Here is a 20,279-nt window from a genome sequence, read left to right as displayed (position 1 = left end):
ACACCGCAATAGAACAAACCCCACCACAAAAACCGTACCGTAACACTGCTTAAGTTATATCCGTGTATCCAGTTCTAGAATCACAATGGAGCGTATAAAACACGCTAGTTCAATAAATCAGAACGAAAGCTGTAATGATAATTAAGACTTGCTTAGTTCGTAGTAAAGCTTGACACAATTGAAAAATATGACAACAGCCTAACGTTCTGTAACTAGTAAACTTGCTAGACAACCCAGGTGTACATAACCCCTTTAGAATTGTACTGATAACACATACCCCCCCCTATTGGGCTGGATAAGAGCGCAATAAACAAGTATCGGAAATTTTGCTTCAAATTACGGCGCAATACCTGTTGCACATAGAATAAACTCTATACCGTTCCTGGCGTGGGAGGCCCATCAATAGGGGGGGTGGGGGGTGAGCTATGCATCGACAAACGTATCTGTACCCGGTGCCAGTACGCACCCATACATCAGCGATCCGGCACTGAATCTATCATAAGGAATCACCACTGTGGCTACGCTAATCTGTGGTTCGCTTGCGTACGACAATATCATGATGTTCGAAGGACACTTTCGTGAGCATATCTTACCAGACCAAATTCATATTCTAAACGTAAGCTTTCTTGTTCCATCTATGCACCGTGCATTTGGTGGCTGCGCTGGGAATATCGCATATGGTCTCAAGTTATTAGGGGGCGATCCGCTAATCATGGCAACAGTCGGCGAAATTGACGCTCAGTGCTATTTAGATCGACTCGACTCACTAAGTATACGTCGTGATTGTGTGCGTGTTTTGCCTAACACGCACACGGCACAAGCAATGATAACAACTGACCTAGAAAACAATCAAATCACCGTATTTTATCCTGGGGCTATGTTATTAAGTCACCTAAATCATATTAGCGACGCTCAAAACATCACGCTCGGGATTGTCGCGCCAGATAGCGCAAAAGGTATGTACGAGCACGCGGAACAATTCGCGAAAGCAGATATTCCGTTTATGTTTGATCCAAGCCAAGGTCTGCCAATCCTAAATTGTACTCAGTTGTGCCAAATAATTGAACTTGCGACCTATGTTTCGGTCAATGATTTCGAGGCGAGGCTTTTGAGCAAAAAAACGGGTTGGTCTATAGCTGACATCGCACAGCGCGTAGATGCGTTGATTATCACACGCGGCGCATTGGGAGCGGTGATTTATCACCGAAACAGTATAGAGGCTATTCCAGTCGTACCCGCAGAACGCATTGTTGAACCCACTGGTTGTGGTGATGCTTTTCGCAGTGGCCTACTCTATGGTATTGAAAGCGGACTAGATTGGTCTACTACTGGGCGCTTAGCAAGCCTGATGGGCTCAATTAAAATTGAGCATCAAGGACCGCAAACTTACGCATTAAGTCGAATAGAAATTATTGACCGTTTCGAAGCCGCATTCAACTATCGATTAGAATAATCGATAGTTGAATGTATTAATTAGTAGACAGGTATTTATCACCTTGATGGTTTCTTTTACTCCTCTCGCTTGTAACCCACTTTCTATTTTATGTCTGCTAGATCTCTAATATCTATATACGTTATAGTTACAACGCGCGCAAACAAAAACACTAAAAATCACTGCTATATAAACAGTATATGTTATTGATTAAATCACTGCTAATGACAAAAAACGATGTTTTATATGCCAATAGTGTTAGTCTATTACCAATAGACTAACACCTCCAACAGCCTAAAATCACGATATCGCCCAAGAACATCAACCACTGAATCGCGCATTAATAACCAACAAGGCATGTTATATGAACAGTTCACACTCGGTTGCCATCCGTAAAACAACAGAACACGCGCGATGTGCTAAAAGAAATATCTTAGCCCAGTATAGGATATCTCATTTTTAGACGATCCTACTATGGACGACTTCCAGTTGGGAATGGCCATGCTGCAGCTGGATTTAACACAGTCCTCACTGTCGTATTAGATTGTATAACTGGCATTAACCCAACAGAGGAAGTTTTCCTCTGTTGGGTTTTTTTAACCTGTACTGGCTTCTTTACGGTAATATTCTTAGTCGGCAGCGATTTTTTTTTATTTATTACTTTTTTTGAAGAGAGCATTTTTCTTCCTTTATATTTAAAAGAGTTATAGAACTCTTATCACTTTTTCCCGCGGAAGCTTTCCTTAAACGCAACAACTGAATAGTTATTTTTTAAATATTTACATATTGACAAAAATAATTCATGCTGAAATTGGGTATAAGTTTAGCTAAACAGCTCTTGTATCCTCATCAAGCACAGAAATATTTAAGCCTGAGGCGCTATACTAGTCCAAAACTTTTTGGAAGTTAGTTTTCTAATGCTACTCAAGGTTAAATAGTGTTATTGACCGTCTATTTATATGGAATGCGATATACAGCAACCGTATAAAAAATATTTCCGCTATTAGGCGCGATATACACTAAATCTAACTCAGTATACTACTCCCAACTTAGGGTACCACCAGTCTGATACTCAAACACTCGTGTCTCAAAAAAGTTACGCTCTTTTTTTAAATCAATCATCTCACTCATCCAGGGAAATGGATTTTCCCCACTTGGGAACAATGGTTCTAATCCGATCTGCTGGCAGCGGCGATTGCAGATAAAACGTAAGTAACTTTTAGACATCCCAGCATTTAATCCTAGTACGCCGTTCGGCATTGTATCTTCTGCATATAGACACTCAAGTCTGACCGCATGCTTAAATAAGCCACGAATCTCTTTACAGAATGCCGGAGTCCACAAATCTGGATTTTCAAGTTTTATTTGATTGATCAGGTCGATACCAAAGTTGCAGTGCATTGACTCATCGCGCAGGATATACTGGTACTGCTCAGCAGCACCAGTCATCTTATTCTGTCGACCCAACCCTAGTATTTGTGTGAATCCTACATAGAAGAACAGCCCTTCCATAAGGCATGCGAAAACAATTAAGGACTTTAGAAGCTCTCGATCTGACGCAAGCGTTCCAGTTTTAAATGATGGGTCGGTTAGCGTATATATAAACGGAATCAAAAATTCATCTTTTGCACGGATCGATGGTACCTCACGGTACGCATTAAAGATTTCACCCTCATCTAGGCCAAGCGACTCTACGATATATTGGTATGCATGCGTATGAATAGCCTCCTCGAATGCCTGGCGTAGCAGGAACTGACGGCATTCGGGGGCAGTAATGTGACGATATGTGCCAAGTACGATATTGTTAGCCGCAAGTGAATCAGCTGTGACGAAAAAACCTAAGTTGCGCTTAACAATGCGGCGCTCATCGTCGGTCAACCCGCTTGGATTTTTCCAGAGCGCAATGTCGCGAGACATATCGATTTCCTGTGGCATCCAGTGGTTTGCACAGCCAGCGAGGTACTTTTCCCACGCCCATTTATACTTGAACGGCACAAGCTGATTCACATCCGTCTTACCATTAATAATTCGCTTGTCAGTCGCATTTATGCGATCCCCGGGCAGGAGTTCCGGGGACAAGATAACTGGCGCAATCATGCGATCGATCTTAGCAACATCCATCGCCATCTCAGATGGCGTAGTAGTAGCTTGCGCTTTGTACCCGATAGACGCTTCTACATCTCCGGTAGTTATCTTTTTTCGCACTGTGGGTTGCGGAATATTCGTAGAAATTTCGTCGGCAATCTGGTTATTCCAGTTGGGTATGGGTTTCACTATTAATTTAGATCGGGTTGTGGCAACTTTGCACTATCGATGAAAGGTCTATTGACAAATAATATCATCCTAATAGTCTCTATTAAGACTCTCGTACACACTTGATCTTTAAGGCCTTCATATCACTTCTTTTCTGGATCGGCGAAACAGGTAAACCTCCATTCCTTTTAATTACTGAGCTTTCTATACATGTGACATGTGCAAAAATAATACTTTTCAAGTACCTTACTATAATCTGCATTAGTATAAGCAATTTATTCATAAATACTATCATCTAACACATTAACATTACTGACAGGATTCGCACTCATCAAACCCTACATCGCTAGGACCTAGAATACATACTGGCGTTGCGATCTCATTATGTAATTCTGTATCAATAGGAATACATGTATCGGTATGGCGCAAAGTTGAGCTAGATCGCACTGCATTAAGTACCCCGTGCGCAACCGTTGACTTCTCGACGTGCGTTGCAGCAAGCGTACGTAAGTAGTATGTCGTCTTTAATCCTCGCAGCCAGGCGAGTCTATAAATTTCCTCTAGCTTCTTACCAGAAGCACTAGCCATGTAGATATTTAACGATTGTGCTTGATCGATCCACTTCTGCCGGCGTGCAGCAGCCTCAACGAGCCATTTCGGATCCATTTCGAACGCAGTTGCATATATCTCGCGCAGATCGACTGGAATACGATCAATACGTGCTAGCGATCCATTAAAATACTTTAAATCAGCTACCATCACTTCGTCCCAAAGACCGCGTGATTTTAGGTCTTGTACCAGGTATCCATTGATGACCGTGAATTCACCAGATAAGTTAGACTTTACATATAAGTTTTGGAACGTTGGATCGATACACGCAGATACACCAACAATATTCGAAATTGTTGCGGTCGGGGCTATCGCAACGCAGTTCGAGTTGCGTATACCATATATAGTAATACGCTCTCGTAATGAGGCCCAGTCCATCGTCTCAGATAAATCTACCTCGACATAGCCGCCACGCGAGTCAGCGAGTAGTTTAAGCGTATCTTGCGGGAGAATCCCGCGATCCCATAGTGAACCACGATAAGACAAGTAGCTCCCGCGCTCGATTGCTAGTTCAACGGACGCCCAGTATGCGTAGTAGCAGACAGCTTCCATCGAGCGATCCGCGAATTCCATCGCCTGCTGCGATGCATATGGCACATGTAGCAGGTGCAAACAGTCCTGAAATCCCATGATACCTATCCCAACCGGACGATGCTTTAAATTCGAGTTTCGCGCTTTAGCAACTGCATAGTAGTTAATGTCGATGACATTATCTAGCATGCGCATTGCGATGCTAATCGTGTGCTTTAGCTTATCATGATCTAGTACATAATTGCCGTCTGCGCTATGCTTCATATGTGCCACTAGATTGACCGAGCCTAGATTACAAACAGCAATCTCACTATCGCTTGTATTCAACGTGATTTCAGTGCAGAGGTTCGAGGAATGCACGATACCTACATGCTGCTGTGGTGAGCATATATTGCACGGATCCTTAAATGTAATCCATGGGTGACCAGTCTCGAATAGCATCCCAAGCATCTTACGCCATAGTTGCACAGCTGGAATCTTTTTAAATAACTTTAGTTCGCCGCACGAGGCTTGTTTTTCGTACTCGACATATGCTTGCTCAAACTCAGTACCGAATTTATCATGCAAATCTGAACAGGTAGATGGCGAGAATAGTGTCCAGTCGCCACCCTCAATCACCCGTTTCATGAATAGATCTGGAATCCAGTTTGCGGTATTCATATCATGCGTACGGCGACGATCATCTCCGGTGTTCTTACGCAGCTCGAGAAACTCCTCAATATCTAAATGCCAAGTTTCAAGATATACGCATACCGCGCCCTTGCGCTTGCCACCCTGATTAACTGCTACCGCTGTATCGTTAACAACCTTTAGGAAAGGCACTACTCCCTGTGACTTTCCATTGGTTCCCTTGATATGGGATCCGAGCGCACGCACACGGGTCCAATCATTTCCAAGTCCGCCAGCAAACTTAGATAATAGTGCATTTTCTTTTAGTGCTTCGTATATGCCATCTAGGTCATCCGCAACGGTTGTGAGGTAACACGATGACATTTGTGAGCGGCGCGTTCCGGAATTAAATAGCGTTGGCGTCGAGCTCATGAAATCAAATTTCGATAGTACATTATAAAATGAGATCGCTCTCGCTTCGCGATCGGTCTCGTTTAGCGCGAGACCCATCGCTACTCGCATGAAGAAGGCCTGTGGCATTTCAATGCGATTGCCATTCACGTGCAAAAAATAACGGTCATATAGCGTCTGTAATCCTAGATAGCTGAATTTCAGATCGCGCAACGAATCTAGCGCATCGGCCAGCCTCTGAAGATCGAATTGCAGTAGCTTCTCGTCGAGTAACTCAGCCTCAACGCCTTGATTTAAAAACTGCAAGAAATATTCCCCATATCTCCCCTCCATCTCGGACTGAAACACTTCTTCTCCAAGTACCTCGCGTCGGATTATATGTAACAGTAGCCTTGCGGTAACCTGGCTGTAGGCTGGCTCTCTCTCAATCATTGTGCGCGCAGCAAGGATCGCCGAGTCGTACACCTTCGTCAATGGAACACCGTCATAGAGGTTTTTAATTGTTTCAGTAATTACTAATTCTGCGCTGACTACATCACCAAATCCGTCGCATGCAGCGGTAATCACATTACGTAAGACAGAAAGATCTAGTGGATACATAATGCCGTTGTCGCTTACGCTTAACTTTTCTTGTACAGGCTTGTGTTCTACCTCATACGTACGCTCCGCAGTGCGTTTCTCGCGATATAGTACGTAGGCGCGAGCGACATTATGCTCGCCAGCTCTCATTAGCGCGCGCTCGACCTGATCCTGAATATCCTCTATATGAAATGTTCCGCCATTCGGCCGGCTTCGAAGAAGGGTGAATACAAGACCATTCGTTAAAGTCTCAATCAATTCACGAACACGCGCTGACGTGGCACCCTGGTCTCCAGTAACGGCAAGAAAAGCTTTGCGTACTGCAATCGTAATCTTAGATGGCTCGAACGACATTACACTCCCGTTTCGTCGTATAACTTTATAGCTAGTAAACCTCGTTTGAGGTACCAATGAGCGCGACTCATACTCCGAGGTATTTCTATACGGCAAGCAGGATGCATTATTAGGCTGATTGGACATGGCATTCTCGATAGTTTGCATTGGCAAAACTCCTAATCTTATCTTGTGCAATGGAATCTGTGTTCCTAGAACGAATAGGGCTACTACGGAATATTGCCGTAGTATTTCCCCTAAAAACGATATTAGACAAAAACAAGGTAGCAGAATTACCGTAAATATGGCATCACAAAATACACAATATATAGTGTATTAAATACAAATAAACACTAACTATAGTGTAAATCTATATTAGATTCTACGAATAAATTTGTGGATAGAAACCATACTTTCAGATATGCATAAACAATCGTACACTTTTCGATATAAATCTAGCGATGCCACACACGTGAGCATCTCGGTATAGTCTCACGCATGCATTCATAAAAAACATCGCTGCTGGTATCCTCTACATAGCAACTGATTAGTGGTAATTGAATAGCTGTTACATAACACTCGCATTAGCAGTGAGAAGTATTGTATTAGAGTGCCTCGGACAGCTACTTATTGAAGTCTGCTCATTCGATACTAGTTAAAACTATTACAACACTTTGTAACTTACAACACTAGGCGTACTAGTATGCCGAATGAATTTGCATAGTCAGAGTATGCAGAGAAATTAAGTTAATTAAGATAGCATCCTCAACTTTTACAAGAAGCGAACTATACGATATATACCTTGGTGCTATAGAGACATATAAAAGTTTATGCAATACAACTCAGTTGGTACCACCATTTCGATTCAATCGAATATAGAATTTTGGAACCTAAAGGTTTCGAAACATTGCCGAATAGTATCGCTGCAAATAATGCTCATACCCATACCGCGCTGCGCGCGCGATAACTATATCAAAACATCTTAGTATCAGCATGCCGAATATAACTTTGAAATAAAAAAGAACACTATCTTGTAATTCAGTTTAACAGCTGAGGCGATAAGTTATGCACTAAACTATACACTGCTATTTAACAGAATGTTATAGAATAACAGTGCTCTAACGCTAATAACATAGCAATGTTCAAATCAACGAGATCAGCAGTTTTATACAACCTAAAATACACGCAGAAACTTCCTAATCGTTAATATTAAGATTGTATATAACATGGCAGAAGTATTTATATCTGAGATAGAAAGTCCAGTGCATAATTCAAATCTTATACTACTGAGTAGTACAGTGGTAATGTCACTATAAGCAATTTGTGAATTAGCATCATCGGTAATCGAAAACTAACAGGACGAAAAAAATTTTCCGTGAATATAAATATCTGGACGCGTTATGGAAACAAAAAAGCTAAACTCGATCTTATCGAGCAGTAAGCATAAAATATGTAAACGCACCCTATACGGTGTTAGTACAGAAAATAGTAGAACACAGTGCGCTCCGATAGACTGCCTAAGAGATATCTAATCTAGGATACAGTCAGCAGTCGGTAATTCTAAAGCCATGATATAAAAGATTGGTGCATTCATACAGTACAATATGTGTTGTAATTTAGTTATAACAGCACCCTGCTGTTGACTCTAATTTCTCTACTCTTTATGTGTTTTGATGCGATGCGACTATGATACTTGTTCGGTCTTGAATCGGCCCACGGCAAACCACACATACCCTTATGCTCGACAACCTAACACAACGTATGACGCGCGTCATAAAGACGCTACGCGGCGAAGCTCGACTTACCGAGTCAAACACGCAAGAAATGCTACGTATGGTGCGCCTAGCGCTGCTTGAAGCAGACGTTGCCCTGCCAGTAGTCTGCGAATTTGTTACAAAGATCCGTGAAAAAGCACTCGGTGAGGAGGTAATTAGCAGTTTTACGCCAGGACAGATGCTAGTAAATATTGTTCAACGCGAACTGACCGCATTGATTGGTGGACACTATGATAGCAAGGCTGCTGAACTGCATCTAGCGGTTATACCGCCAGCCGTAATCTTAATCGTGGGCCTTCAGGGCTCCGGTAAAACTACGACGGTCGGAAAGTTGGCTAAACTTCTGCATGAGAAGCAGAACAAGAAGGTCCTCACGGTATCGTGCGATGTATACAGGCCTGCAGCAATTGCACAGCTAAAAATTGTTACCGAGCAAATCGGCGCGGATTTTTTTCCATCTCAACAAGATCAAAACCCACTAGATATTGCACAAGATGCATTAGACTGGGCTAAGCGGCACTATTATGACGTATTGCTTATAGACACAGCAGGCCGGCTTGGTATCGATGATAGAATGATGCAAGAAATCGCTCAGTTAAACGCGAAGCTTAAGCCAGCAGAAGTACTATTCGTTATTGATGCAATGCTCGGTCAAGACGCAATTAATACTGCAAAGTCTTTCAATGACACACTACAGCTTACTGGTATTGTACTAACAAAGCTTGACGGTGACTCGCGCGGGGGGGCGGCGTTGTCAACAAGATATATAACTGGACAACCAATTAAGTTTATTGGTGTGGGTGAAAAGCTTGAAGACCTAGAAATATTCTATCCTGAACGGATAGCCAACAGAATCCTAGGTATGGGAGATATCTTAGGACTAGTAGAGCAGGCAGAGCAAAATGTGGATATACAGTCCACACACAGTCTAGCCGAGAAGGTCAAGAAAGGAGGTGCTTTCGACTTGAATGATTTCCGCGATCAACTAGCACAAATGAAGAAAATAGGGGGCTTATCAATGCTAATAAAAAAATTGCCGGCCCAATTTTATCGGGCTGCCAGCAATACTGATATGTCTCAAGCTGAAAAACACATACGCCGAATGGAAAGCATTATTACGTCGATGACGCCGGCTGAGCGCATAAAACCAGAATTAATCAAAGCAAGCCGGAAGCGCCGCATCGCGAATGGTTCCGGGGTGCAAATACAGGAGGTAAACCGGATGTTAAACCAGTTTGAACAAATGCGGGGCATGATGAAAAAACTGCACAGCGGCAGTTGTCCTAAAATAATGCGCGAAATGATGGGCATATCACCTACGCGTCGCTAAAGCATATCACCTACGCGTCGCTAAACTAAGGTAGCACGTGCCATGCTATCAGATGGCTGTGTTTAATACACATCTTCAACATTGCCATACTACAGGCAATAACTATAACTATTAGTCGGCACGCGCTAGATAGGTGACTCCCCCCCCCCAAACCATATATAACGTCTAAAGCTGTCGTATAAAAATCCGAATACCTTCTAGAACCATCTCTACTGAAATTCCAACTAATACGAGTCCCATTAGCCGCTCAAACGCAGCAACCGTAGGCGCGCCAAGCCATCTCTGGATTTTGTCGGCTAACAGTAGCACAATTGCACACACAGCCATCGTTACGGTAAGCGCACTAATCCATTCAAGCATTTTCCCGGGCGCTTGCGATGTTAGCAGCATGACAGTCGCGATAGCCGAGGGTCCAGCCAGCGCTGGAATTGCAAGAGGCACAATCAGCGGCTCGCCAAGTGGATCGCTCCCGAGAGGACCTTCCGCATGTGGGAAGATCATCCGAAGTGCAATCAAAAATAGTACGATCCCTCCAGCTAAGCGTAGTGAAAGATCTGTTAGGTGCATCATACGCAGGAACGTATGACCAGCGATCATAAATACGAGCAGAATAACGAACGCAATTGCCACCTCACGCAGGATTACCTTTGGGCGCCGCTCTAGCGCAACGTTTCTCAGCACGTTAATGAATAATGGGATATTACCTAACGGATCTGTAATTAGGATCAGCAGGACTGTCGCAGATAGAAAGGTGTATTGCATAGCGTGTCCTGTTAGTGTACCGGTGCCGCACACACCCGCTCGACTACCCAGGGTACTGCCTGTTCAAGCGATAATAGCGTCGGCTCTACATCACGGCGCCCCTGATATTCAACCTTGTTATCCCTAAGACCACGCTCTCCGATCACAAGCCGGTGGGGTACGCCAATCAATTCCCAGTCAACAAACATCACGCCCGGACGCTCACCGCGATCGTCTAGGATTACCTCAATACCTGAGTCGAGTAGTTCTTTGTAGAGTTTATTTGCCTGCTTGCGCACTGAATTGCTGCGCTTATAGTCCATAGGGCATAGTACTAGATGAAATGGCGCAATAGCTTCGGGCCAAATAATGCCGCGCTCGTCAAAGTTCTGCTCAATCGCAGCACTTAGGATCCGCGTGATGCCGATTCCATAGGAACCCATTGTTATCGGTGTTGGCTTTCCATTTTCATCTAGGAATACCGCGCCCATGGATTTTGAGTACTTAATGCCAAGCTGAAATACATGCCCAACCTCTATGCCGCGGCATAGATCTAGATTTCCGCAGCCGTCTGGAGACGGGTCACCTTTTCTTACATTTCGTAAGTCCGCCACTTTTGGTTCAGGCAAGTCTCGACCCCAATTAACTCCTGTCGTGTGATAATTTATCTCGTTCGAGCCGACAACAAAGTCGCTCATATTTGCTACGGTGCGATCGGCTAATATTTTCACTGGTTTTTGTATGTTCAGTGGCCCTAAGTAGCCAGACGGTGCTCCGAACCAATCGACAATTTCTCGCTCAGTAGCGAAGCGATAATTAGCTAGACCAGGTACCTTACTAGCCTTGATTTTGTTGAGTTCATGAGCGCTTTGTAATAGTAGTAACCAAATCGTTGGGTTTGTGCCCTCATTATCTACAGCTAGTACAACCGACTTAGTTATCCGCTCCAATGCAATACCAAGGTAATTGGCTACCTCCTCGCATTTTACTTTGCCTGGTGTGGATTTTTTACTTAGCGGTTCGCTTGGAGCTGCTCGAGAATCGATCGATGATATAGCTTCAGCTGCCTCAATATTAGCAGCATAGTCCGAGCCAGGACAATATACGATGATATCTTCACCAGTTTCGGCGATTACATGGAATTCGTGGGATCCAGTGCCGCCAATCGATCCGTTGTCAGCTGCTACTACTCGAAATGTAAGCCCAAGATGGGTGAAGATTCGAATGTACGCATCATACATCTTCTTGTAGGATAGCTGCAGTCCGGCATAGTCTCGATCAAACGAATATGCATCTTTCATAATAAACTCTCGCCCCCGGATTACTCCGAACCTAGGGCGAATTTCATCGCGGAACTTAGTTTGCACCTGATAAAAATTTATAGGTAACTGTCGGTGGCTCTTAATCTCCCTACGGGCAATATCAGTAACTACCTCCTCATGTGTCGGACCGATAACAAAGTCTCGGTCGTGGCGATCTTTCACGCGCAGCAGTTCAGGACCATATTGTTCCCAGCGGCCAGATTCTCGCCACAATTCAGCCGGCTGCACCGACGGCATTAAAAGCTCTATAGCACCTGCGTAATTCATTTCTTTTCGTACGATTGCTTCTATCTTTCGAATTGAACGCAACCCGATTGGCATATAATTATAGATACCGCCAGCAATACGGCGAATTATCCCCGCCCTAACCATCAATTGGTGACTGACAATCTCGGCATCAGCTGGCGCTTCCTTCAGCGTGCTGATGAAAAAACGCGAAGCTTTCATTCTTGATGGGTTTCCAAAACGAGGGCTCAGGCACTCTCGTCTTTACGTTGAGTCGCACAGCGCCTATGAACTGTTTATAATTAAAGCAATTTTAAAGGATTTTAAGGTGATTGTATGCTGGATTGTGAAGGCTTTCGCCCAAACGTCGGCATCCTCCTCTTGAATTCGCGTAATGAGGTGTTTTGGGGCAAACGACTGCATGAACATTCCTGGCAATTTCCGCAAGGAGGCATTAGGTATGGTGAAACACCCCTGAAAGCGATGTTTCGAGAATTATACGAAGAAACCGGTTTAAGACCGGAGCATGTTAAGGTTATTGGTCGGACACGAGACTGGTTACGTTACGAAGTTCCTAACAAATATATCAGGCGAGAAGTCCGTAGGAATTATCGAGGACAGAAGCAGCTATGGTTTCTATTACGAATGATCGGACGCGACTGCGATATTTGCTTACGTACAACTAATTATCCAGAGTTCGACGCGTGGCGCTGGAATAATTATTGGGTGCCGCTAGATACTGTAATCGAGTTTAAAAGAGATGTATATCAGATGGCTTTAACCGAGCTTTCTCGCTTCCTGCACAAAAAACCCGTTACATCATGCATGTCTCGCGTCATATTATAGATAAAGACCGCTATTTAAAGGCATATGCAGGGGTAATAACGATATCACTTGAGAGAAAGCATGTTCAAATACCAATCATCCTGGTAATATGTAGTACATTCCCTCATTGCAACGTGTCCACTTCCTTCTTATCTATTGCATCTAAGCTTAAGTGGTTAACCTATTCCCCTGCCGTAGTAAAGGAGAAAAGCCCATGCAGCAGGACTTTGTCTGCTTCTTAAATGTATTTAGAGCTAAATTGCGCTAAAACCGACAGGTTTTATTGATATCTAAGATACGACCATGTACTTAGGGATTCTAAAACGATGATGGCTATAGTGCGTATTGTGTCGATGCAAGTACTAGTACTAGTACTATTATCCGGGCATCAGTGAGTGCAGAGGGTAGCTCATCGGAAAACTTAGCTGAACACACATGTAGTGATACGTACTATATTTTATATATGTATACATAATTCACGCAGAATGCCTATTATAAGCGAATTGTCATATCGAGCGATCAATAGAAAACTTCTGGGAAAGCTTAATTCGGTCTTTATGAATTACGAGCCTATAAGCAACCCCTTAAATCTTACTTGCATTATAGAATTACTAGGTTCTCACGATGTATTATTTCTAGATTGAGCATATAACCAAGAATCAAATGAATTTCTGCACTGGAATGGCGCCAAATCATCTGAACTTCGTCACTACTATAGTTTGTCAGCCCACGAGCTACCTTATAGCCTGTTTCATCTAAGCACGTAATTATCTCTCCCCCGGTAAAAATACCTTGCACCTCGACAATGCCGATTGGCAATAAACTCTTCCTATTAAAAGTTAATTTCTCGACTGCGTCTGCATCGATGACTATATAACCGCGATACTTTCATATCGCTTTCTATCCACTGCTTGTTCGGAGCTATGCAAGGAGTCCGTGCAATAAGTTGAGTGCCAATTGGCTCCTCGGCTGCCAGCCGGACTAATATATTTGGCTCTCTACCACTTACAATCACCGTACTTGCACCACTAGATGCTGCATGCTTAGCAGCTAGAATTTTAGATAGCATTCCACCCCGGCCAATTCTTGTGCCAGCGCTACCCGCCATAGTCTCTAACGCTGGATCACCGGCGTTAGCTTCTTGAACCAGCGTTGCAGACGGATCTTGACGTGGATCAGCCGTGTATAGACCGCACTGATCGGTTAGAATGACCAGCACATCCGCTTCAATTAAATTCGTCACTAATGCAGCTAATGTATCATTATCTCCAAACTTAATTTCATCGGTGACAACCGTATCATTCTCATTAATAATCGGCACTACGCCAAGCCCAAGTAAAGTAAGTATCGTCGAACTTGCATTCAGGTAACGTTCGCGATTAGCAAGGTCTGCATGTGTAAGTAGGATCTGCGCTGTTCGGATCGAATATTCGGAAAAACAACTCTCATAGACTTGCACGAGCCCCATTTGGCCGACTGCGGCTGCGGCTTGTTGTTTAGCGATTTCATGTGGACGGCAGTTCCATCCTAGTCGTCGCATCCCTTCCGCAATCGCGCCGGAGCTGACTAACACCACTTCTTTTCCCTGTTGACGTAATTCAGCGATTTGCGCAACCCATTGCCTAATCGCATTATGATCTAGCCCACGCCCATCATTGGTTACTAAGCTCGAGCCTACTTTTAAAACTAGTCGTTTTGCATCAGCAATGATTGAATGCATTGCTCTATCGTCCCCATGTTCCTATTAATAGCATATGACATAGCGCTAACAGTTGCTACGAATCAGTGGCGTGCGCGGTATATTGCCACTCACACCTGCGTGCTAATAGGATAGCACACGTTATCCGACGCCAGTTCTGTAATATTCCGCTTGCATATGGCCAGATCACCGCCCTTTAAGTAGTCGTAGACTGCATAACATAGATTCTTGCAACCCACGCCAGTAAGGGCCGAGATCTGGAATACCAGACCTTGCCAACCAAGCCTCTTAACAAAATCAGATACGCGTAGCTTGCGCTCATGATCTTTATCCATGTCGATTTTGTTTAATACTAACCACCTTGGCTTCTGGTAAAGCGCTTCATCATACTTGCGTAGCTCATTGATGATCCCAATTGCTTCCAAGACTGGATCAACTTCATTGTCGAATGGTACTAGATCAACTAGATGCAGCAATATCCTTGTGCGTTGCAAATGCCGTAGAAACTGGTGTCCTAATCCGGCGCCTTCAGCGGCTCCCCGGATCAACCCAGGAGTATCAGCCACTACAAAGCTCTTTTCGGGTCCAACCCGAACCACCCCAAGATGCGGACTAAGAGTTGTAAACGGATAATTAGCAATCTTCGGTTTCGCACTTGACACGGCTGCGATCAAGGTCGACTTGCCGGCATTGGGCATTCCTAGAAGGCCGACATCGGCTAGCACTCTTAACTCAAGCTTTAGTACACTTCTCTCTCCTGGCTTGCCGTCTGTTTTTTGGCGTGGCGCACGGTTCGTGCTTGATTTGAAGTGTAAGTTTCCGAGGCCTCCATCACCTCCTTTGGCAAGCAGTACACGCTGATCATGCTTAGTTAGGTCGGCGATTAGCCGATCGGTATCTATATCTGTAATTAAGGTACCAACCGGCATCCGTAACGTGAGCCCCCCCCCTTTTTTTCCGTAGCAATCTGAGCCACGTCCGTTTTCGCCGTTGCATGCTTGGTGCTTCTTGGCGTATCTATAGTCAATGAGCGTATTAATATTACGATCAGCGATCGCGTAAACACTGCCACCGCATCCGCCATCACCCCCATCTGGTCCACCAAACGGAATAAACTTCTCTCGGCGCATCGACGCGCTGCCGTCACCGCCGTCTCCGGCAGCAATCTCAATTCTCGCTTCGTCAATGAAGTGCACTCCTACCTACCTCTTTATCTATCGCCCCTAGCCCGCTAATCGGGCCATAGCTATCGCGGTTATATTGGACACTCAAAATTTTTATGATCACCAACCAAAAGGCCCCGAAATTTTCGGGGCCTTTTATAAATACAAATAGCGGTAAGTTGATTTAATTTTCTGTTCGCCGCTCACTAAATCTAGATCTTTAAATAGATGGGTTTACGCTAACAATGTGCTTTTTTGCTACGCCCTTGATCGCAAAACAGACATAACCATCGATTAGAGAAAACAGCGTATGGTCTTTTCCAATCCCAACGTTGTTTCCAGCATGCATCCGAGTACCTCGTTGACGCACAATGATACTACCGGAATGAATGGCCTGCCCCCCGAAAACCTTGACACCGAGTCTTTTGCTTTCGGAATCTCGGCCATTCCGAGAAGAGCCACCCGCTTTTTTATGTGCCATTTATAACCTCTGCTGCGTGTTACGTGCTGATCGCATCGATATGTAATTCGGTGTAATTTTGACGGTGGCCACTATGCTTTTGATAATGCTTTCTGCGCCGTATCTTAAAAATTATAACTTTCTCGTGTCGTTTATGTGCTACCACCGTGGCTCTGACAGAAGCTCCTATGACCAGTGGCAAACCGAATGTAATCGATTTACCCTCGCCTACTGCAAGCACCTGGTCGAGAGTGATCTCAGCACCAATATCTGCTGATATCTGTTCTATTTTCAATTTTTCGCCGGCAGCAACCTTGTACTGCTTTCCACCGGTTTTTACAACCGCGTACATTACTGGACCTCGCTTAAAAACGGTTTAAACCAAACCGCATTTATTTAAATACTCGTTTTTACGCTCTTACTTTTTTGCGCACTATTTTACTTTATCAATATTCTTACGCTGCACGCGTAGAACTTTTTAAGTATATAGAGATTTCTAAGACAGGTCAAAATTCCTTGTAGATCTAACTAAATATAGACAGACTGTGATGTTAATTTATAGTTAAAAACTAGTACAAAATGTAGACGATCACTTTAGTGATTTATAATTTTCCCTACTCACTCTTTTGGTTACGTTATTAAACTTTACTCTAGGGCTAATACGCAAGTTCTAATTGCTAAAGATATATAGAAAGTATATTACGTACTCTGTATAAAACTTGCATTTAAGATGTCTAAGATTGTTTTTATCAATTAGATCGCCGTATATATTATTAACGCTGGTAGCAAGTGCTAGCATGCTTTTTTTACTATTAATTGTTGAGAACGTATGGGAAACTGAAGCAACCAATTGGTATAAGTCAGACGAGATCTCTGCATTTACCTAAAGGCTACGTTGCTCTGTGACGATGTAGTCATCGATTACAACTAAGGAGGGATCAGAAAATAACCAATGAATTACTAAGTAATGTTTCCGGTATATTTATCGGCGGTTTTCTATATTCGTGTGCGTTCTAAATTAGCGCAATAGTTATATAAAAAGCTTGTACGTGATATAGCTCCCGTCTAATTCCACTAATATGATATCAGAAAGCAAAGTATTGCAGTTACTAAATATTGCAGGTAATTCTCTATAAGACAGCAAATCTATTCGAGACGGAAGCTTATTTAGAGCAATTATTACTTGTGCAATACCTGCCATAGAAGCTGATATAGACGAGTTGGGATACGCGACTGGTAATGGAGAGCTAGCTCTGAGACTATGCGGTATGTCAAAGTCATAGTGGAAATGCTGGTGACGACTTACGGAAAGACAAGCCGTACTATCTCTAATCTGTTTAATTGAGCGATGAATAGCTGATTAGTGCAGCTAGACCGTGAGGCAATTAAGCAGGGCGTACCGCGACTCATTCGACACAATTTTATTATTTCTCACTAAGTTAAGTACGTTTGGACTACACCATGCTCTTCGCCAGGGTAAAAGAATAGGCTGTGGCATGAGCTATTCTTTATTTCTAGATTCCCAATGCATAGAATTCCTGCTAGGATATTGCGCTTTCACACAGCCCCCCCCTGACGATCCTAATAAGAAAATAACCAAACAATTTTATTCGGGGTGTAGCTTAGTCTGGTAGAGCGCTACGTTCGGGACGTAGAGGCCAGAGGTTCAAATCCTCTTACCCCGACCAAGATTTAAATCAAAAGCTATTAGCTTATAGAACACCTTAATTACAGAATTTCTGCAATGATGCCGAATTATCAAGAGATTAACCATAATTTTCTAGAAGAATACAGAGTACCCAACTAATTTTAGTTAGGCGGATAAACGGTATTTATTAAGTGATTAGGTAGTGGAGATGCTAAGTTCCTGCTTTGACTAACGATAGAATATATAAACTTTGACTCCGATTATTTAGCGCCCTGTAACCCCTCCCCAAAAAAGAGGGGCTAAAAGCGGCGGTCTAGCAGTGTTAAGAGTCAAAGCTCCCTGCTGTTTCGCACTTAAATGCATATAATAACGATCTGCGTTTAAGTGAAATCCCAGTGTATAGTGTTGGAATTCCATTTGGAAATCTAGGTCATACATAACACCATGCTCTGTATCATCCTGAGAAAAATACTACTCTCTTGCTTGTGTTCCAAACTTAAATGGCTATAGCGCCGCCTTACACGCTCTAATACGTTACAAGCAAAGAAACGAGAGAATACTCGCAGAAATAATCGTCCGTTCGGTCACTATATCGTCGTCGATGACAACGCTCTGATATAGTTAATGTCATCCTGTTTATTAGTCGGAATCCGGCTTTTTTGTGTGGAAACTCTCCCCCTTTGGGCGCAAATCGGCGCCGTAGCTATGTTGCTTCTTATATCAGGATTTTTTTCTATCTCGGAAACTGCGATGATGGCATTGAATCGTCATCGACTGCAGGAGCTGGCAATTAAAAAAGTGATAGGAGCAAAAACAACACAGTGTTTGCTTGCACATACCGATCAGTTACTATGTGTAATCTTAATCGGCAATAATCTGATAAACGTTATTATCCCTGTTCTCACAACATCAATCGCACTGCGCGCGTTCCATAATCATAGCGCAGTACTCTCTATTACCACCGGAATTATTGCATTCCTGATCATCGTATTTACTGAAATTACACCGAAGATTGTTGGTGCAGCTTATCCAGAAAAAATCGCATTGCCGGCAAGTCTTGTCATTAAACCCCTGATGACAATCTCCCGACCTTTAGCCTGGTTCATCAACCTACTAGCTAACAGTATTTTATTCGTTTTACATATCAATATGCAAAAGGGCCGTGATCTACGTATGTCTAACGAAGAATGGCGTAGTGTTATATTGGAATCGGGTAACTTTATACCTAGTAAGCATCGCAGCATTCTACTAAACTTGTTCAATTTGGAGAGCATCTCAGTCGATGATGTTATGATCCCTCGTCAGCGCATCGAAGCACTAGACTTTGATATGCCCCTCGATCAGTTGGTCAAACAGTTAGAAACCTGCTCTCATAATAAGATAGTTGTTTACCGAGGCGATATTGACCGAGTCCTGGGCATGCTTCATGTACGCAAGACTCTTGCCGCCCTACAGAATCAAAAATTAAAGCGCGAAAGATTAGAGGAAGTGCTTGCGGAACCTTATTTCGTTCCAAGCGGCACGCCTGTTTTTCAACAGTTACAGTACTTTCAAGATCATCGGAATCAAATAGCTCTAGTCGTTAATGAATATGGTGAAGTCCAAGGACTTGTAACACTAGCAGATATTATTGAAGAGTTAATTGGTGAGTTCACGACGACATTACCACGTACTGCAAGCGGTGTAGCAGAGGGCTGGAATGCACGGGGGGAATGTATTGTAACGGGCGGTGTCTCGTTGCGAGAGCTAAATCGTCGGCTTAGCTTACGGTTACCGCTTGATGGGCCTAAAACGTTAAATGGGCTAATTTTAGAACGACTAGAAGCCATTCCAGAGGCTGATGTAAGTCTTGTAATTAGCGACACACGCATTCAAGTTATGCAGATTGACAACCAAGCCATTCGTACAGTGAAACTATTCCGACCAAGGCGGTTAAATACCATACATACTATGGTAGTGCGAGAGCACGCCCACTAGAATAGCGAGTTCCTCATCGTTCAATTGCATAGCTTAGGTGCTACGCTCACAGATACTTTAAAAGTATCATCACAGGCTTCCATACAGCTTTCGAAGCTGAGGGATTTATCTAGAAGTTCTCTGGAGTTAACGGGGGGTATTAACTAACTATTAGACAGCCCAAGCTACACACATGCATTTTACAAAGCCAGATAATCAACCAGCGATATGGAACAGCTTTCATTAAATTAAAGCTGTTAGGGACTGTAAATCTACTACTAGCTATGCATGCGCATTATGCGACGGAAATACTATCCCAGCTATCAATAAATATAGCTCTCTTATAAACGCTGTTCTCCTATTCAAACAGCAATAACC

11 protein-coding genes, 1 tRNA gene and 2 pseudogenes are annotated in these 20,279 nt (G+C 43.4%); 5 read left to right on the top strand and 9 right to left on the bottom strand.

Features of this window, described 5'->3' with window-relative positions:
- Window positions 1-514 precede the first annotated feature (514 nt).
- Window positions 515-1,453: a carbohydrate kinase family protein gene (locus GKR41_RS00935; protein WP_226809971.1), complete on the top strand. Its 939-nt coding sequence runs from the start codon at window positions 515-517 to the stop codon at window positions 1,451-1,453.
- 451 nt (window positions 1,454-1,904) lie between these two features.
- On the opposite strand, the gene GKR41_RS00930 is transcribed toward GKR41_RS00935, so the two are convergent.
- From GKR41_RS00930 to GKR41_RS00920, 3 genes are all read right to left on the bottom strand, one after another.
- Window positions 1,905-2,111 (bottom strand): hypothetical protein, encoded by a 207-nt coding sequence (locus GKR41_RS00930; protein ID WP_226809969.1) that lies wholly within the window; start codon window positions 2,109-2,111, stop codon window positions 1,905-1,907.
- A 359-nt stretch (window positions 2,112-2,470) separates the two neighbouring features.
- Complete coding sequence (locus GKR41_RS00925; RefSeq protein WP_226810206.1) at window positions 2,471-3,559, bottom strand: ribonucleotide-diphosphate reductase subunit beta; 1,089 nt, start codon at window positions 3,557-3,559, stop codon at window positions 2,471-2,473.
- A gap of 435 nt (window positions 3,560-3,994) precedes the next feature.
- A complete protein-coding gene (locus GKR41_RS00920) occupies window positions 3,995-6,904 on the bottom strand; it encodes a ribonucleoside-diphosphate reductase subunit alpha (protein ID WP_420885660.1) in 2,910 nt (969 codons plus the stop codon).
- Between the two features lie 1,590 nt (window positions 6,905-8,494).
- Between GKR41_RS00920 and ffh the strand changes: the two genes are divergently transcribed.
- On the top strand, window positions 8,495-9,862 hold the full coding sequence (ffh, locus tag GKR41_RS00915; RefSeq protein WP_226809967.1) for a signal recognition particle protein: 1,368 nt from the start codon (window positions 8,495-8,497) through the stop codon (window positions 9,860-9,862).
- Between the two features lie 165 nt (window positions 9,863-10,027).
- Here ffh and GKR41_RS00910 read toward each other — a convergent pair whose 3' ends face one another.
- Window positions 10,028-10,624, bottom strand: a complete 597-nt coding sequence (locus GKR41_RS00910) for a MarC family protein (RefSeq protein ID WP_226809966.1) — start codon at window positions 10,622-10,624, stop codon at window positions 10,028-10,030.
- Between the two features lie 11 nt (window positions 10,625-10,635).
- Window positions 10,636-12,372, bottom strand: coding sequence for a proline--tRNA ligase (locus GKR41_RS00905; protein WP_226809965.1), 1,737 nt, complete (start codon window positions 12,370-12,372; stop codon window positions 10,636-10,638).
- Between the two features lie 114 nt (window positions 12,373-12,486).
- On the opposite strand from GKR41_RS00905, the pseudogene GKR41_RS00900 reads away from it, so the two are divergent.
- Window positions 12,487-12,957, top strand: a pseudogene (locus GKR41_RS00900) (RNA pyrophosphohydrolase); the annotation flags it as partial.
- Window positions 12,958-13,575: 618 nt separating this feature from the next.
- Here GKR41_RS00900 and proB read toward each other — a convergent pair.
- The 4 genes and pseudogenes from proB to rplU form a co-directional block, all read right to left on the bottom strand.
- Window positions 13,576-14,695: pseudogene (gene proB / locus GKR41_RS00895) on the bottom strand (glutamate 5-kinase).
- An 89-nt stretch (window positions 14,696-14,784) separates the two neighbouring features.
- Window positions 14,785-15,870 carry an Obg family GTPase CgtA gene (cgtA, locus tag GKR41_RS00890; protein ID WP_226809964.1) on the bottom strand — a complete coding sequence of 362 codons (1,086 nt, stop codon included), beginning with the start codon at window positions 15,868-15,870 and terminating at the stop codon, window positions 14,785-14,787.
- A gap of 187 nt (window positions 15,871-16,057) precedes the next feature.
- Window positions 16,058-16,318, bottom strand: a complete 261-nt coding sequence (rpmA, locus tag GKR41_RS00885; protein WP_226809963.1) for a 50S ribosomal protein L27 — start codon at window positions 16,316-16,318, stop codon at window positions 16,058-16,060.
- Between the two features lie 19 nt (window positions 16,319-16,337).
- Window positions 16,338-16,649, bottom strand: coding sequence for a 50S ribosomal protein L21 (gene rplU / locus GKR41_RS00880; RefSeq protein WP_226809962.1), 312 nt, complete (start codon window positions 16,647-16,649; stop codon window positions 16,338-16,340).
- Between the two features lie 1,259 nt (window positions 16,650-17,908).
- On the opposite strand from rplU, the gene GKR41_RS00875 reads away from it, so the two are divergent.
- Both GKR41_RS00875 and GKR41_RS00870 read left to right on the top strand, forming a co-directional pair.
- Window positions 17,909-17,985, top strand: a tRNA-Pro gene (locus GKR41_RS00875).
- A gap of 623 nt (window positions 17,986-18,608) precedes the next feature.
- Window positions 18,609-19,922: an HlyC/CorC family transporter gene (locus GKR41_RS00870; RefSeq protein ID WP_226809961.1), complete on the top strand. Its 1,314-nt coding sequence runs from the start codon at window positions 18,609-18,611 to the stop codon at window positions 19,920-19,922.
- The last annotated feature ends 357 nt before the right edge of the window (window positions 19,923-20,279 follow it).

Source organism: Candidatus Vallotia laricis (genome assembly GCF_020541325.1).
In the GTDB taxonomy this organism is placed as follows: Bacteria; Pseudomonadota; Gammaproteobacteria; order Burkholderiales; family Burkholderiaceae; genus Mycetohabitans; species Mycetohabitans laricis.
The sequence above is the reverse complement of the archived record's forward strand: the minus strand, read 5'-3'. Positions and strand labels throughout refer to the sequence as shown.